This window comes from Streptomyces sp. NBC_01429 (assembly GCF_036231945.1).
Lineage (GTDB): Bacteria > Actinomycetota > Actinomycetes > Streptomycetales > Streptomycetaceae > Streptomyces.
This window is the reverse complement of record NZ_CP109599.1, coordinates 4,930,812-4,945,379: the sequence shown is the minus strand read 5'-3', so window position 1 is coordinate 4,945,379 and position 14,568 is coordinate 4,930,812. Positions and strand designations below refer to the sequence as shown.

Annotated in this window: 19 protein-coding genes and 2 pseudogenes; 12 read left to right on the top strand and 9 right to left on the bottom strand. The window is 69.6% G+C overall.

Features of this window, described 5'->3' with window-relative positions:
* Positions 1 to 41 precede the first annotated feature (41 nt).
* Both OG627_RS21835 and OG627_RS21830 read right to left on the bottom strand, forming a co-directional pair.
* Positions 42 to 503, bottom strand: coding sequence for a cupin domain-containing protein (locus OG627_RS21835; RefSeq protein ID WP_329067602.1), 462 nt, complete (start codon positions 501 to 503; stop codon positions 42 to 44).
* A gap of 2 nt (positions 504 to 505) precedes the next feature.
* Positions 506 to 964, bottom strand: a complete 459-nt coding sequence (locus OG627_RS21830; RefSeq protein WP_329067600.1) for a nitroreductase family deazaflavin-dependent oxidoreductase — start codon at positions 962 to 964, stop codon at positions 506 to 508.
* Between the two features lie 327 nt (positions 965 to 1,291).
* Here OG627_RS21830 and OG627_RS21825 point away from each other — a divergent pair, with 327 nt between their 5' ends.
* From OG627_RS21825 to OG627_RS21805, 5 genes and pseudogenes are all read left to right on the top strand, one after another.
* Positions 1,292 to 1,498 carry a hypothetical protein gene (locus tag OG627_RS21825; protein ID WP_329067598.1) on the top strand — a complete coding sequence of 69 codons (207 nt, stop codon included), beginning with the start codon at positions 1,292 to 1,294 and terminating at the stop codon, positions 1,496 to 1,498.
* Positions 1,482 to 2,006, top strand: coding sequence for a DUF6879 family protein (locus OG627_RS21820; RefSeq protein ID WP_329067596.1), 525 nt, complete (start codon positions 1,482 to 1,484; stop codon positions 2,004 to 2,006). The genes OG627_RS21825 and OG627_RS21820 overlap by 17 nt, the downstream gene beginning before the upstream one ends.
* Positions 1,993 to 2,827 (top strand): annotated as a pseudogene (locus tag OG627_RS21815) (helix-turn-helix domain-containing protein). Before OG627_RS21820 ends, OG627_RS21815 begins: the two are co-directional and overlap by 14 nt.
* Positions 2,828 to 3,029: 202 nt before the next feature.
* A complete protein-coding gene (locus OG627_RS21810; RefSeq protein WP_329067594.1) occupies positions 3,030 to 3,212 on the top strand; it encodes a DUF397 domain-containing protein in 183 nt (60 codons plus the stop codon).
* An 88-nt stretch (positions 3,213 to 3,300) separates the two neighbouring features.
* On the top strand, positions 3,301 to 3,768 hold the full coding sequence (locus tag OG627_RS21805) for a hypothetical protein (RefSeq protein ID WP_329067592.1): 468 nt from the start codon (positions 3,301 to 3,303) through the stop codon (positions 3,766 to 3,768).
* A gap of 47 nt (positions 3,769 to 3,815) precedes the next feature.
* Here OG627_RS21805 and OG627_RS21800 read toward each other — a convergent pair.
* Positions 3,816 to 3,902, bottom strand: a pseudogene (locus tag OG627_RS21800) (acyl-CoA dehydrogenase family protein); the annotation flags it as partial.
* A gap of 98 nt (positions 3,903 to 4,000) precedes the next feature.
* Here OG627_RS21800 and OG627_RS21795 point away from each other — a divergent pair.
* Entirely contained in the window at positions 4,001 to 4,249 is a 249-nt protein-coding gene (locus OG627_RS21795; protein ID WP_329067590.1) for a helix-turn-helix transcriptional regulator, read from the top strand.
* A 663-nt stretch (positions 4,250 to 4,912) separates the two neighbouring features.
* Here the strand turns inward: OG627_RS21795 and OG627_RS21790 are convergent.
* The 3 genes from OG627_RS21790 to OG627_RS21780 form a co-directional block, all read right to left on the bottom strand.
* Positions 4,913 to 5,038 carry a hypothetical protein gene (locus OG627_RS21790; RefSeq protein ID WP_329067588.1) on the bottom strand — a complete coding sequence of 42 codons (126 nt, stop codon included), beginning with the start codon at positions 5,036 to 5,038 and terminating at the stop codon, positions 4,913 to 4,915.
* A gap of 103 nt (positions 5,039 to 5,141) precedes the next feature.
* Positions 5,142 to 5,564, bottom strand: coding sequence for a DUF6415 family natural product biosynthesis protein (locus OG627_RS21785; protein ID WP_329067586.1), 423 nt, complete (start codon positions 5,562 to 5,564; stop codon positions 5,142 to 5,144).
* On the bottom strand, positions 5,561 to 6,031 hold the full coding sequence (locus tag OG627_RS21780; RefSeq protein WP_329067584.1) for a hypothetical protein: 471 nt from the start codon (positions 6,029 to 6,031) through the stop codon (positions 5,561 to 5,563). Before OG627_RS21780 ends, OG627_RS21785 begins: the two co-directional genes overlap by 4 nt.
* Before the next feature lie 161 nt (positions 6,032 to 6,192).
* Here OG627_RS21780 and OG627_RS21775 point away from each other — a divergent pair, with 161 nt between their 5' ends.
* From OG627_RS21775 to OG627_RS21765, 3 genes are all read left to right on the top strand, one after another.
* Entirely contained in the window at positions 6,193 to 7,647 is a 1,455-nt protein-coding gene (locus OG627_RS21775) for a helix-turn-helix domain-containing protein (RefSeq protein ID WP_329067581.1), read from the top strand.
* 11 nt (positions 7,648 to 7,658) lie between these two features.
* Positions 7,659 to 8,144 carry a hypothetical protein gene (locus tag OG627_RS21770; protein WP_329067579.1) on the top strand — a complete coding sequence of 162 codons (486 nt, stop codon included), beginning with the start codon at positions 7,659 to 7,661 and terminating at the stop codon, positions 8,142 to 8,144.
* A gap of 120 nt (positions 8,145 to 8,264) precedes the next feature.
* Positions 8,265 to 8,435, top strand: a complete 171-nt coding sequence (locus OG627_RS21765) for a hypothetical protein (RefSeq protein WP_329067577.1) — start codon at positions 8,265 to 8,267, stop codon at positions 8,433 to 8,435.
* 271 nt (positions 8,436 to 8,706) lie between these two features.
* On the opposite strand, the gene OG627_RS21760 is transcribed toward OG627_RS21765, so the two are convergent.
* Positions 8,707 to 9,879, bottom strand: coding sequence for an acyl-CoA dehydrogenase (locus tag OG627_RS21760; protein WP_329067575.1), 1,173 nt, complete (start codon positions 9,877 to 9,879; stop codon positions 8,707 to 8,709).
* 230 nt (positions 9,880 to 10,109) lie between these two features.
* Between OG627_RS21760 and OG627_RS21755 the strand changes: the two genes are divergently transcribed.
* On the top strand, positions 10,110 to 11,468 hold the full coding sequence (locus OG627_RS21755; RefSeq protein WP_329067573.1) for a UDP-glucose dehydrogenase family protein: 1,359 nt from the start codon (positions 10,110 to 10,112) through the stop codon (positions 11,466 to 11,468).
* A 46-nt stretch (positions 11,469 to 11,514) separates the two neighbouring features.
* On the top strand, positions 11,515 to 12,075 hold the full coding sequence (locus OG627_RS21750) for a hypothetical protein (RefSeq protein ID WP_329067571.1): 561 nt from the start codon (positions 11,515 to 11,517) through the stop codon (positions 12,073 to 12,075).
* A 10-nt stretch (positions 12,076 to 12,085) separates the two neighbouring features.
* Here the strand turns inward: OG627_RS21750 and OG627_RS21745 are convergent, their stop codons facing one another.
* Complete coding sequence (locus tag OG627_RS21745) at positions 12,086 to 12,670, bottom strand: CGNR zinc finger domain-containing protein (RefSeq protein ID WP_329067569.1); 585 nt, start codon at positions 12,668 to 12,670, stop codon at positions 12,086 to 12,088.
* Between the two features lie 179 nt (positions 12,671 to 12,849).
* On the opposite strand from OG627_RS21745, the gene OG627_RS21740 reads away from it, so the two are divergent.
* Complete coding sequence (locus tag OG627_RS21740) at positions 12,850 to 13,224, top strand: VOC family protein (protein ID WP_329067567.1); 375 nt, start codon at positions 12,850 to 12,852, stop codon at positions 13,222 to 13,224.
* Here the strand turns inward: OG627_RS21740 and OG627_RS21735 are convergent.
* Positions 13,176 to 14,453 (bottom strand): dipeptidase, encoded by a 1,278-nt coding sequence (locus OG627_RS21735; protein ID WP_329067565.1) that lies wholly within the window; start codon positions 14,451 to 14,453, stop codon positions 13,176 to 13,178. The two genes, OG627_RS21740 and OG627_RS21735, sit on opposite strands and share 49 nt — an antisense overlap.
* Between the last annotated feature and the right edge of the window lie 115 nt (positions 14,454 to 14,568).

The window sequence follows — 14,568 nt, the reverse complement described above, 5'->3', positions numbered from 1 at the left end:
ACCGGGCGGCCGTCGGGACCGGGCGGCCGTCGGAGAGCCTGTCAGCGGGGCGGGCCGACGATGATCTGGCCGTACATGTCGGCGGCCTCCGCCATGCGGTCCATCGAGACCTCGAAGCCCTCGGGACGCGGCGTCGCCTTGTCGCGGCCCGCGTGGCGGAACATGCCCTCGATACCGGCCGGGGTGCACATCATCAGCAGGTCGGCGGTGTCGGAGGTGATCCGGTACCCGTGCGGGACGTTCTTCGGCAGATAGACGATGCCGCCCTCCGACAGCGCCATCTCCCGGTCGTCGCACCACAGCAGCGCGCTGCCCGTCAGCAGCATGAAGACCTCGTCCTCACGGGTGTGCACGTGGTAGGGCGGCGCCTCGCCCTTGCTGACGGTGAACCGTCCGACGGTCAGCTGTCCGTCGGTGGCCGCGCTGTCCAGCAGCACGGCGAACTGCCCGCCGTCCAGCCATTCGAGCTTCTGCTGCTGATCGGGCTGCGCCAGATACGGCATGGTCACGACGGTGTCCGTCCGGGCCGGCCGTCGGGCACGCCGTCCTCGCCCGCGGGGACGAGCGCGACGACGGGGATGACGCGTTCGGTCTTGCTCTGGTAGCCCGCGAACCCGGGATAGCGCCGCGCCTGCTCCGCGAAAGCGGTGTCACGCTCCGCGCCGTGCAGCTCGACGGCCCGTACGGTCCGGGTCTCGTCGCCGACCTCGATCCGCGCGCCGGGGTGGGCGAGCAGGTTGTGATACCAGTCCGGATTGTGGTCGGACCCCGCCTTGGAGGCGAAGACCAGATAGCGGCCCTGATCAGCCATGTACATCATCGGATTGAGACGCGGCAGACCGGAGCGGGCGCCGACGGTGTGCAGCAGGAGCAGCGGCGCTCCGGCGAAACCGCCGCCGACCTGTCCGTGGTTGGCCCGGAACTCCTCGATGGTGCGTGCGTTGAAGTCCGCTGGGGCGGTCATGGCACTCTCCCGTCCGCTCTCCTCGAAAGCTCGGGTCGCCCCGGAGAGCGGTAGCGCGGGCGGACCCGAGGAGCGCCCGCCGTCCGTGCCTCCCCCGGGCAGCGCCCTGCTGTCGATGGTCCTCTTGAATCACACCCGCCGCCAGACGTCCGGGCGGGAAGGGCGGCACCACCCGCTTCGGCCCGGCTCAGGGGCCTCCTCTGTGGTTCTCCTTGATCGTCTACCCGACAACGCGCATATTGGCGCTCCCGCGTGGACGGCCCGATTCGGACTCCGTACCGTCTTGGTCAACAGCCCACAACGGGCTCACGGACCAGGGGGTTCACCATGGCGCGCGAGGAACTGACCCGCTTAACCGGCAACGGGAACGGCGAGTGCAACCAGAACGACTGCCCCAACCTGTACCGGACCGCCAGCGGCTCCATCGTCGTCCAGGGCAACGTATCCAGCGCCTTCGCACCCCCGGAGGGTGAGGCACTGGTGGAGATCCCCGAGCACGTTCTGAGGGAGGCTTTCCGTGCTCTTGGATGGTGAGGCGTGGCAGGCCAAATTCCGCGACTTCCGATCGGAAGCATGGCGTCTTGAGACGCTGCCTGCCTACAACGTCCCGCAGGAAGCGGAAGAGATCCGAGCCTTCCAGTCCGGGGAGCGCATCGACCCTCGCACGCACTCGAACGACTACACCGAAGATCTGAAACGAGTCCGCAGAGAGGGAAGGACCAAGGGCCGCGTACACATTGTCACCCGGCCACTCTCGGACTACCTCCGGTACGAGTTCATGTATTACCGCCCGCACGTATGGGCCGGTGAAGAAATCCGAATCATGGACGTCACTGATCGCCCCAATCCGCTGGCCGGCGTCCAAGATTTCTGGATGTTCGACAAGGCGCAAGTCGTGCTCATGCATTACGAGCCCGACGGAACGCAGATCAGCCGCGAAGTGTACGAGGGAGATGCGATCCCGTACATCGAGTACCAGCGCATCGCCCTGGTCGAATCGGTGCCCTTCGAGGAGTACGTGAAGGGCCTTGACGACGTTTGAGCCAGGAGAGCTGGGCCAGTCGAAGGCTGATCTAGCGGAGACATTGCGGACGCTACGCAGGCGAGCCGGCCGTACACAGGTCTGGCTCGCTCGGTGCGTCAACATCTCAGACCAAAATCAGCAACATCGAGGGTGGAAAGATCACGCCCAGCCTTGTCGATGTTGAACTGATTCTTAGCGCACTGGACGCATCGCCCGCTCTTGCGGCCCGAATAACTTCCCTCGCCCGAACGGCCAACACGCAATGGCAAGACGTGTGGTCGCAGCGCCGTACGGGCCTGGAGAAGAAACAGAACGAACTGGCCGGGTTCGAACGGTCGTCAACCGAGTTCCGATACTTCCTGCTCTCCATGGTGACAGGCCTGCTGGCTACGCCCGAATACGTGAGGGCCAGCCTGGCAGGGATCCCCGGAGACCACAGCAAGGCCATTGCGAAGAAGTTGGAGCGCCAGGAAGTTCTTCACGATACGAGCAAGCGGTTCACGTTCATCCTGACTGAGCAAGCCGTCAGATGGCCCTACCTTCAGGGCTCGGCCATGGCCATGCAGATCGACCACTTGACCTCGGTCGGCCGCCTGCCGAATGTCCGCCTGGGAGTGATCCCGCTCGGCGGCCATATGCCCATTGCTCCCCTCAACACGTTCACGGTCTACGACGCTCGTATAGCGACACTGGAAACCTCTACCGGTGCAATGCTGTTCCGGGATCATCGCGATGTTTCCGCGTATCTGAATGAGTTCGCCGTGTACGAGGGTTACGCCTCCTTCGAAGAAGAGGCCAGGGAATTACTGTCCTCATGGATCAGCGAATACCGCTCATGATCGTCTACCCGACAACGCGCATATTACTGAAGTTCCCGTCCTGACAGGTCGATGATTCTCCTGTGGCAACCGGCCGGAAATTGGCCGACCGTTCACGCCCCATCACACAGGAGTTGCCTCACAGCCCCGCCTGGGCTGTCGGACGACCAGGAAGGCGTTTCACCATGACCTGTACACGCTGGACATCACCGGCGCCGAGTCCATGAAGGCGTGCGGCGGCAACACGCACCCCGACGGGGAGTCGTGCGCGACTCTCGCGCGGATCGGCCCGGACGGGTGGGCTCTGGGGGACAGCAAGCGGCCCGAGAAGGAGCCGCTGCGCTTCACCACGGCCGAGCTGAACGCGGCCGGAATCGACCCGGCCCGGTTCGGTCTGTCCGCCTGACCTCCCCTGCCACCGGCCGGTCTCCGTCCCCTGCGGCGGACAGGGATCGGCCGGACCCCGCCGCAGCCTCCCCGAAGGGGAACGACCAGTGCACCATCACGGCTATCTGTGGACCGGCCCCAAGCAGCGGTTCGACGAGGAGGCCCTGCGGCGGCCCCCGCACCCAGACCCGCCTCCGGCCGACGGCAAGCCGGAGTTGGTCCAACGGCACCGGGAGGTGAAGGCGGAGTTCCCCGTGGTGGATCTGCCGCCGCTCGAAACGGCGTACTGGCTGGTCAAGCCGAGGAAGCTGGTCCGGGGTACGTGGCGGGATCCGGGGGCGGCGGCCGTCTGGCTCGCGGAACGGCTGGCCGAGCACGCGCCCCGCTTCGATTCCGGGGCACAACGGGACACGGCCCACCTGGCTCTCCTGGTCGGCTCCGCCGCCGAGCGGCTGGAACAGGGCGGCGACGTGTCCCTCGGCTTCTACCTCGAACGCCCCTCGTACCTGTCCCTGGCGCTGGTGACGTGCTCCCCGAATCGTGCCGCGCCCGAACTGGCGCGCCCCGTCGCGTAGTCGAAGCGGCGAAGGAGCTCCTGCCGTCGGCCGGGGCTCCTCGGTGGCTACGGCAGGTTGCGTGCCATGACGATGCGCTGGACCTGGTTCGTCCCCTCGTAGATCTGGGTGATCTTCGAAGCGCGAGAGACGCGTCGCCGCCTGACCCGCCGAAACAAGCGTCCGACGCGACATAGCCCCAGTTCCCTGCCCAGGTAAAGACTCTCAGGCAAGATCATCACAGCGTTGGCGGGTGCCGACTGACACGCCCGCCTGGGAGATCACCCGCCGCAGGGAGATCGGCGCCGCTCTTCGAGATGCGCGGCACGCTGCGAACCTCAGTCAGATACAGCTCGGCGAGCTGGTCGGCCTCGACCACAAGACGATCCACCGCATCGAGTACGCGCTCTCCGATCCGAGCCTCGGGATGCTGCTCCGCATCGCACGCGCCGTCGGTGTCCCGCTGTCCGACCTGATCGTCGAAGGAGGCCCCTGCCGGTAGCTGGGGACGCGGACCGGCCGGGACGGTAGGGGGCGTACCAGTCGCTGTGTCGGAGGTCAGCGTCCGCACTTGCCGCAGGGCTGGCTTCCGACCTTGGCCATCTTCCTGCCCTTGTCGTCGGTCTCGTAGATGTCAGCCCGTGACCCGTCACAGCCAGGTGTTGGGCAGCTGATGTTTTCTGCCACTTGAGGCATTTTGAACTCCTGTCTTGGATGAGCCGCAGCCAGCGCACGCCTCGCGCCGTGCATTGATCAGCCTTCCGCGGGGTCCGTACCAGTACTGGTCTTGAACCTCTCCACGGCAGCTCGCGGTAGCGCACTGTGCGGACACCTTGGAGATGCGATTCGTGGGACCCGGGCTCGGCACCAAATTGCAGAAGAGACAGGGGTACAAGGTCTTGCCGTCCTCGTTCTCCACGTAGGAGATCGCCTCGGGCTCCTTGCAGTGGGGGCAGATGAGCGCCATGTCGTCCTCTCTCGGATGAGGCGCCGAGTCTTACGCCACACCGTGCGGCTTGTGTGTGGTTCTGCCCTCCTTTCACTCGGTTGAGTGGACCGCCCAACCGAAGCAGGGGGGCGGCCCGTGCCCCAGTTCGGTCGCCATGGGTGGTGCTGCGGGGTCCCTGGGAGGGAGCCCCGCAGCGGGAGCATGGTGTGTTTTTCTTCAGACGGCTCGGACCGTGAGCGCGATGACCAGAGCGGCGATAGCCGCTCCACACGCGATCAGCGTCAGGCCCATGCTGATCAGCGCCACCATCACGCGCTTCTGGCCGTCGTCCTCATTCGTCATCGCGTACGGACAGCGAGGACCAGCCGCAGCGCGATCACGGCACAGCACGCCATCACCCCGAACCCCCAGGCGATCTCGGCGGCGGCGCGCCGTGCCGTTCGCTTCATGCGCTGCCCCTGGTCTGCGAGGAGCCCTCGCCGGTGTCCACGACGGCGGCCGGCATCAGCCGCTCCTCCCGCGTCGCGTCCGGACCGTAGTGGTCCAGCAGCCATGCGCACCACCGACGGAGTAGCTCTACGCGGACGTGGCCGGACCGCGGCGTCAGGGGCGGCGCGGATGCGATCTCGCGCCTGATGCCGTCCAGCGTGGACCGGAGTCGGTACCACTCCCCACCGCCGTGCCACAGAGTGTCCGCGTGCGCCTCGGCGACGGGGAGCATCGCCTCGATGTGCTGCCGCAGGGCAGCGGCGGCGGTGGCGAGTTCGGATTCGCCGGCCCGCAGCTGGACGAGGCCGGCTGCTTCAGCGAGGACAGTCCGGATCGTTCCGGTCGACGCCGGGGCCGGTGTCTCGCTGCGCGCGGTCACCGGACGACGCCCTGGCGTTGGTGGCCGAGGTGCAACAACTCGGCGACGGCGGCAGGGTCACAGAGGGTATATGCGTGTATGGGCGGGACAGCCCAGTGGATGCCGGCGGGACCCGTACGGTCGAGCCGGGGCACCGTGAGGTAGGTGCCGTGGCTGAGTGCGGAGGCGTAAGGGGAGACCCACCCCTCGGCTGTTCCGGCAGGGACGAGGATCATGTACCAGATGGGCGGTGCCCAAATGACGGGGCCGCCGAGTTGAGCCAAGGCCACGGCCACGGCCTCCCGCTCGGGGGCGGCGGCCGCCGCGTGCACGAGGCGGCTCGGAGCCTTGACCACGTCGAAGTGGGTACCGAGGGCGAGGATGGTGGGCCGCCCGTCAGCCCAGTCGCGGTGTGCGGACTCGGGGTCCCGGATGGAAGACGCGAGCCACTGGGCGATGGCTGTCTCCGCGTTCACTCTGGCGGGCATCCCGTGCCCCTCTCATCAGCCGACTGGGTCATGGAAGTAAGCGTCGGGGTCATCTGCTGATGGCGGGATGACCAGCGGGGGTTACCGAGGCGGTAATACACTCGTTGGCGCTCCAGTAAGGCGCGCTCGCGTGCGTAGGATCGCCCTGGAAGTCGGCCCTCATGGACGCCACCGCCCCCGGCCCGCTCGCTCCTGAAGTCCTCGACCGAGAAGACCTGCGGGCAGCACTGATCGAGCACGACTTCGCTGCGGTATTCGCCCTGGTCAAAAAGTGGGGTGGCTTGTCCCAGAACCGGATCGCGTCGGCCTGCCAGCTCACCCCCGGCAAGGTGAGCACGATCATCAGCGGTAGCCAGCGCGTCACCAGCTTCGACGTGATGTGCCGGATCGCTGACGGACTTCGAATCCCTGGGCATCTCCTCGGCCTCGCGCCGCGCCCCTGGGAACACCAGCAGCCGATTCAACAGACCCTGCCAGCGCCGCCGGACGGGCGGATCGACCCCGATGAGATTCCGTGGCGGTCCGATGCCACGGTGGACCTGGCCACAGACTTGACCAGGAGCGATCTCGTGATGGACCGACGCGCAGTCACGCGCGCGCTCGCCGGAGCCGCAGTGACCGGCACCGCACTGCTCGACTCGCTGGAAGGGTGGCTGCAGCCCGCCGCCGCACTGCCCGGGCCGGCCCGCCGGGGCCGACTCGGGATGCGCGAGATAGACGAGCTGAAGACCACCGCCAAGGCGTTCCGGCAGTGGGACCACCAGTACGGAGGAGGGCTTCGCCGGAAGGCGGTGCTCGGTCAGCTCAGCGAGATCGCCGGCGCCCTCGACGACCACCAGGCGCCCGCCATCGAGACCCGCCTCTACCGCATCATGGCGCAGCTCGCCGGGACGGCCGCGACGATGGCCTGGGACTCGGGCCTGCACCGACGCGCGCAGGAGTACTACCGGCTCGCTCTGCGGTCGGCGCATGCCGGGGGCGACAAGGTGTTCGGTGCCAACGTCTTGGCGGGAATGGCCAGGCAGATGCTTTACCGGGACCGCCCCGACGACGCGCTCCAGCTCATCCAGCTGGCGCAAGAGGGCGCCCGTGACGTCATCGGCCCCCGAGTCCGGGCCATGCTGCACACCCGCGAGGCGTGGGCATACGCAGCCCAGGGCCGCACCGCCGGATTCCAGCGTGCGACCGCGCGGGCAGCCGAGGCGCTCGCCACCGCAGGACCAGGCGAGGACGAGCCCTACTGGATCGCGTACTTCGACGACGCCGAGCTGGCCGGTGTCACCGGAGGCCGACTCCTCGACCTGGCGCGGCAGGATCCGCGACAGCACGCGGACCGGGCTGCCGCCGAGATCCGCAGGGCGCTCTCCTCGCGAGGATCCGAGGCAGGGCGCTCGCACGCACTTGACCGAATCGGTCTCGCCGAATGCCGCTACCTCGTCGGCGACGTCGCGGGTGGTGCGGAGGAGACACACAGGGCAGTGGCCGCGGCACGCCTCACCCAGTCTGGACGGGTCCGCGGGCAGCTGGGTCAGCTCTACCCGTACACCGTGGGGCACAGCGCGTCGCGTACGGTCCGGGACGCGCGGGACAGTATCCGCGATCTGCTGTCGAGCTGAGGGGTGGACGCATGACGACGCTGGCCGTGACTGGGCACATGGACCTGACCGAGGAGAGCGTGCCGCTCGTACGGGCCGCACTGCGTCAGCTTCTGGAGCCGTACCGCGAGGATCTGACCGGGGTGTCGTGTATCGCCGCCGGGGCTGACGCGCTGTTCGCGGAGGAGGTGACAGCCATCGGCGGTCGCCTCGTCGTGGTGATCCCCTCGCAGGACTACCGGGCAGCGAAGGTCAAGCCTGATCACGCGGCGGCCTTCGACCAATTGGTGGAGGCCGCCGCCGAAGTGCTGACCATGCCGCACGAGTCAGCGAACCGGCAGGCGTACGAGTCCGCGAACGCCGTCCTCCTTGAGCGCGCGGACCGCCTCGTAGCAGTCTGGAACGGCCAGCCCCCGACAGGGAAGGGCGGGGGCACAGCGGACGTCGTCGCGGAAGCACGCGCGACCGGCGTCCCCGTGGACGTGATCTGGCCCGACGGAGCCGCCCGGCGCTCCTGAACCGGCATCGGACATGACGAAAGCGCCCCTCCCGTCCGAGCCCGAAGGCTGGGACGGAGGGGCGCGGCGGAGCTGGCGGGCACGCGCGGGGACCACTACGCGGTGGAAGACGCGAAGATCTTGCCCCTGGGACCACCCCCGCTCGCGCGGGACTACCAGTACGTGGAGGGGAAGCCGACGCTCGTACCCGCCAAGTACGAGTCCTTCCGCTCGCTGATCATCCCGCCGTTCCTGGCCGAGCTGTTGCTGCAACTGCTCGCTTCGCACAAGAGCGAGTTGTGCCGGGCGTAGAGGGGACGTACTCGCATACAACGCTCACGATGGAGAAGCGGATCTCGAACTCGCTTCAGGCTCTGTGGAAGGATTCCCTGCGCCCGGTCCCCGGCCGGAAGGACTACGGAGTCGTTCCGTCTCCCGAGAATACGGATCCGGAAATGATCTCCCAAAAATCTCCCAAATGATCTACATGCCAAGAAATGAAGCCCCTCGCGGAGGTCGCGAGGGGCTTCTCCTTTCGAGCCAAGCACCCCACCCACCTGGGATAACATGCCCGTCTGCTTCGCTACGGCAGGTTGCGTGCCATGACGATGCGCTGGACCTGGTTCGTCCCCTCGTAGATCTGGGTGATCTTCGCGTCGCGCATCATCCGCTCCACCGGGTAGTCGCGCGTGTACCCGTAGCCGCCGAGCAGCTGGACCGCGTCCGTGGTGATCTCCATGGCCGCGTCGGAGGCGAAGCACTTGGCCGCCGCGCCGAAGAAGGTGAGGTCCTCCTTGGCGCTGCCGCCGGAGACACGCTCCGAGCGGGCGGCGGCGGAGTAGGTGAGCTGGCGGGCGGCTTCGAGCTTCATGGCCATGTCGGCGAGCATGAACTGAACGCCCTGGAAGTCCGCGATCGGCTTGCCGAACTGCTTGCGCTCCTTGACGTATCCCGCCGCGTAGTCGAGCGCGCCCTGCGCGATGCCGAGGGCCTGGGCGGCGATGGTGATGCGGGTGTGGTCGAGGGTCTTCATCGCGGTGGCGAAGCCGGTGCCCTCCGCGCCGATGAGCCGGTCGGCGGGGATGCGGACGTTGTCGAGGTAGACCTCGCGGGTCGGGGAGCCCTTGATGCCGAGCTTCTTCTCCGGGGCCCCGAAGGAGACGCCCGGGTCCGACTTCTCGACCACGAAGGCGCTGATGCCCTTGGTGCGCTTGTCGGGGTCGGTGACCGCCATGACCGTGTAGTACTCGGAGACGCCCGCGTTGGTGATCCAGCGCTTCACGCCGTTGAGCACGTAGTGGTCGCCGTCCCGTACCGCCCTGGTCTTCATGCCGCCCGCGTCGGAGCCCGCGTCCGGCTCCGAGAGGCAGTACGAGAACATCGCGTCGCCCTTGGCCAGCGGCGCCAGGTACTTCTTCTTGAGGTCCTCGTCACCGGCCAGGATCACCGGCAGCGAGCCCAGCTTGTTCACGGCCGGGATCAGCGAGGAGGAGGCGCAGGCCCGCGCGACCTCCTCGATGACGATCACGGTGGCGAGCGCGTCCGCGCCGGCGCCGCCGTACCCCTCGGGCACGTGGATGGCGTGCAGGTCGGAGGCGACCAGCGCGTCCAGGGCCTCCTGCGGGAAACGGGCCTCTTCGTCCACGGCCGCCGCGAACGGCGCGATCTTCGCCTCGGCGAGCGCGCGTACGGTCTCGCGGAGCATGTCGTGCTCTTCGGACGGGCGGTACAGGTCGAAATCAGCCGATCCGGCCACGGTCTTTCACTCCCCAGGGATGCTAACTACCGTTAAGTAACCCAATTTTAGAGGGCCCGGGCGCCGTCGGGATAGGTGAGTTTGCCGACAGGACCCGGTTACCCGGAGAAGTGCCCCTGCGGCGCCCTCCTGACGCGCGGATATGCTCGGGCCGCGCACCCGGCGGCGCGAGTGCGCGCACTCGCCCCACCTGTGCGTCAGCCCTGCCCGTACCCCCTTGGAGCACCCACATGGCCCTCAAGATCACCGTGATCGGCACCGGCTACCTCGGCGCCACCCACGCCGCGGCCATGGCCGAGCTGGGCTTCGAGGTCCTCGGTCTGGATGTGGTGCCCGAGAAGATCGAGATGCTGTCGGCCGGCCGGGTGCCGATGTACGAACCGGGCCTGGAGGAGCTGCTGCACAAGCACGTCGCCGGGATCGGGGGATCGAGCGGGCGGCTGCGCTTCACGATGGACTGGGCGGAGGTCGCCGAGTTCGGCGATGTGCACTTCGTCTGCGTGAACACCCCGCAGAAGCACGGCGAGTACGCCTGCGACATGTCGTACGTCGACTCCGCCGTGGAGAGCCTCGCCCGGCATCTGCGCCGGCCCGCGCTCGTCGTCGGCAAGTCCACCGTGCCGGTGGGCAGCGCGGACCGGCTGGCCGCCCGCATCGCGGAGCTGGCGCCCGCGGGCGACGAGGTGGAGCTGGCCTGGAACCCGGAGTTCCTGCGCGAGGGCTTCGCCGTACAGGACACCCTGCACCCGGACCGGCTCGTGGTGGGCGTGCGCGCCGGCGCGAGCGGGGAGCGCGCCGAGCGGACGCTGCGCGAGGTGTACGCGACCCCGATCGCGGAGGGCTCGCCCTTCGTGTCGACGGACTTCCCGACCGCCGAGCTGGTCAAGACGTCGGCGAACTCCTTCCTGGCGACGAAGATCTCGTTCATCAATGCGATGGCGGAGGTCTGCGAGGCGGCCGGCGGCGATGTGGTGAAGCTGGCGGAGGCCCTCGGCCACGACGAGCGGATCGGCAAGAAGTTCCTGCGCGCCGGGATCGGCTTCGGCGGCGGCTGCCTGCCCAAGGACATCAGGGCGTTCATGGCGCGCGCGGGCGAGCTGGGCGCGGACCAGGCCCTGACGTTCCTGCGCGAGGTCGACTCGATCAACATGCGCCGCCGGGGCCACATGGTGGAGCTGGCGCGCGAGGCCGTGGGCGGCGACTCGTCCTTCCTCGGCAAGCGCGTCGCGGTGCTGGGCGCGACCTTCAAGCCGGACTCCGACGACGTACGGGACTCCCCCGCGCTCAATGTGGCCGGGCAGATACACCTCCAGGGCGGCCAGGTCACGGTGTACGACCCGAAGGGCATGGCCAACGCCAAGCGCCTCTTCCCGACCCTCGGCTACGCGGACTCGGCCCTGGAGGCGGTGCGCGGCGCCGATGTCGTCCTGCACCTGACGGAGTGGTCCGAGTTCCGCGAGCTGGACCTGGTGGCCCTCGGCGAGGCGGCGTCCCGCCGGCTCATCCTCGACGGCCGCAACGCCCTGGACCCGGAGCGCTGGCGCGCGGCGGGCTGGACGTACCGGGCGATGGGGCGGCCGAGGGCCTGAGCGGCGGCGGGGTACGGGGGGCTACGGGCGCACGGGGCGGGCCGCGATGCGGGATCTGAAGGTCAGTTATCTGGTGCACATCGGGCTGGCCCTCGCCGGGAACGCGGTGTGCGTGCTCGGCGTGGTGTGGACGGTGTTCCCCTACTCCGTGTCCGCCTCGTGGGACGGCGGGCCGTGGGCACTCGGCGGCATCGTGGTGCTCGCGGGCGTCGTGCTCACGGCGATGGCCCGGGTCTGGCTGGTGAAGGCGACGACCGGCGTCAGTCCGGTCGACAAGTCCCTCCAGGTGGGGGCGTGGCTGTGTCTGCCGCGCCCGTTCCAGGTGTACGTGGCGGTCACCGGGGCGTTGCTGGTGGCCGCCGCGCTGTGGGCGATGAGCGGCGAGTCCGTCCAGTCGGGCGGCGAGCGTGACGGCGTCTACTTCAGCAAGGAGCGGGCCGCCGGGAAGCCGCGCTGGACCGAGGTGGACCGGGAGACCCACGACAAGCTGGTGCGCAACGACGTGCGCGGGGCGCTCGGCGTTCCCGGCCTGTTCTTCACCGCCGCCGCGGTCATCGTCGCCGTCACGGCCCAGGCCGATCCGCAGGGCCGCGGGCGTACGGCCTGACGCGCCCGCCTCAGTCGTTCTCGGTCAGCCTCGCCCGGTACGCGCGCATCTTCGCGCGGGCGCCGCAGACCGACATCGAGCACCAGCGGCTGCGGCCCGCCGGGCTGCGGTCGTAGAAGACCCACTGGCAGTCCTCGGCCTCGCACGCCTTGAGCCGTTCCCAGCTGCCGTCGGCGACCCCGGCCGCTATCGCCTCCGCGATACGGCAGGTGATACGGGACGTCAGCGCGTCCGGCGCGGTGGCGGGGCGGAGGGTGGCGGCGCCGGTCGCGTCGATGGCGACCCGCAGCGGGGCGCCGGCCAGCAGCCGGTCGAGGTCGGCGGTCGAGCGCCGACGCGCGGGCGCTCGTGCGCCCGGCGGCTCCCCGGCGCGCGGAAGGTCCGCCACGCGCGGGATCGCGCCGGCGTGCGCCAGGCAGGCGGCGCGCAGGGCCTCGCGGAGTTCGCGGGCGGCGGGGACATCCTCTTCCGTGAGGCCGAGGGCGGCGCGGCCCTCCGCCGTGCCGAGGGTGTCGGTGCCGTCCTCGACGTCGAAGGTGTTCACCAGAGCCTGGACCAGCGCGAGCCCTCCGGGGGCGGGGGGCCTGTTCGTCATGGTGCGACGTTACCCCCCGCGCGTTACCTCTTGCACGCGGTCAACAGGTAACCCACACTGTTACCTGTTGGAGCCATTCACAGGTAACAGATTTGTTCCCGGTGCCGCTCGCCCCGTACTGCGTTCCCAGTGCTGCCCGAACCGCCGAACCGCCGAACCGCCGAACCGAGGAGACTCCGATGGCCCTCGCCACTCTCAACAGCGTCGTCCTGGACTGCCCCGACCCCGCCGCCCTCGCCCGCTTCTACGCCGACGTACTGGGCGGCGAGGTCGTCGGCAACAGCGACGGTGCCGACCGGTGGTTCGACCTGACGGGCGTCCCCGGGGCGCCGCTCGCCTTCCAGGCCGCGCCCGGCTTCGTACCCCCGTCGTGGCCGGCGGCCGACGGCTCGCAGCAGTTCCATCTGGATCTGACCGTCCCGGACCTGGACGCGGCGGAGAAGCAGGTGCTGGCCCTCGGCGCGACCGTGCTGGAGGCGGCGGACCGGGAGCGGAGTTTCCGGGTCTACGCGGACCCCGCCGGCCATCCGTTCTGTCTCTGCCGCGCCGCCTGAGCGCCGTCCAGTTCCTCGATCGTCGCGGTCGACGGTCCGCGCCGCTGCTGGGCGGTGCGGGCCGCGAACTCCGTGTCCCGTACGACACGGGCCGCGTTCCCCCAGGTCAGCCCGGCGATGTCGGCGTCCGTCCAGCCCCGGTCGAGCAGTTCGGCGAGCAGCAGCGGGTAGCGGGAGGCGTCTTCGAGGCCCCGGGCGCGCGGGGTGTCCGCCATCGCGCCGTACCCGCCGGAGAGGCCCACGCACCGCGGGCCCGCCACCTCGCGTACGTGATCGAGGTGGTCGGCGACGTCCCGGAGGTCCGGCGGGCGGCCCGCGCGGGCGATCTGGTCCGGGGCGAAACTCACCATGCAGACACCCAGGTTGGCGCCGAGGAGCGCCAGGCCGGCGTCCGAGATGTTGGCGGGGTGGTCGGTGAGCGCGCGGGCGGCCGAGTGGGAGAACAGGACCGGCGCCTTGGCCACGGTGAACACCCCGCGCATCGCGTCCTCGCGGGTGCCGGAGAGGTCGACCACGACCCCGAGGCGGTTCATCTCCCGTACGGCCTCCTGGCCGAACCGGCTCAGCGCCCCGTCTTCGTCCGCCCAGCGGGCTCCGGCGAGCGTGACGGCCCGCACGCCCAGCGCGTGGTAGGCGCGCAGGACGCTCAGCGAGTCCCCGAGCGCGTGCCCGGCGACCGGCCCGAGCAGGGAGGCGACGCGCCCGCAGTTGCGGGCGTCGGTGACGTCCCCCGAGGTGAGCGCGAGTCTGAACCCTTCGGGGCAGCCGTCGACCATGGCCCGCACCCGGTCGATCAGCTCCAGCGTGGCGCTGATGGCGCGGTGGTGCCCGGCCTCGTGCGCCGGGACGCGCAGCGACCAGAACTGCGCGCCGACGCCGCCCGCGCGCAGCCGGGGGAGGTCGGTGTCGAGGGCGCTCTCGCCGAATTCGAGGTCGTGCGGGGGCGAGTGCCGGAGCAGTTGGGCGAGGCCGCTGTGGCCGTCGAGGACGGGATGCGCGGCAAGGAGGACACGGACGCGTTCCGCTGTCCCGACCACCTCGACCGTCCCGACCACCTCGGCCGTCTCGGCGGCCTCAGGAGTCTCAGTGGTCTCGGCCGTCACCACTGTCTCGGTGCTCTCGACGGCCCCGCCGCTCTCGGCCGGAGCCTCGTGCGTCGGTGGGGCCGTGCCGACCGCCGCCGGTGTCGCGGCGTACGGGGCGTACGGATCGTCTCGCAGATCTGCCATGACGGGCGCTCCGGGGTCGGCGACGGCAGTACCGCCACCGTGACACGCCCGGCCCGGCAGGTCGCGGCGGACGGTGCGTTCGGGGGTACGGGGGTACGGGGGCGGATGGCGCCCG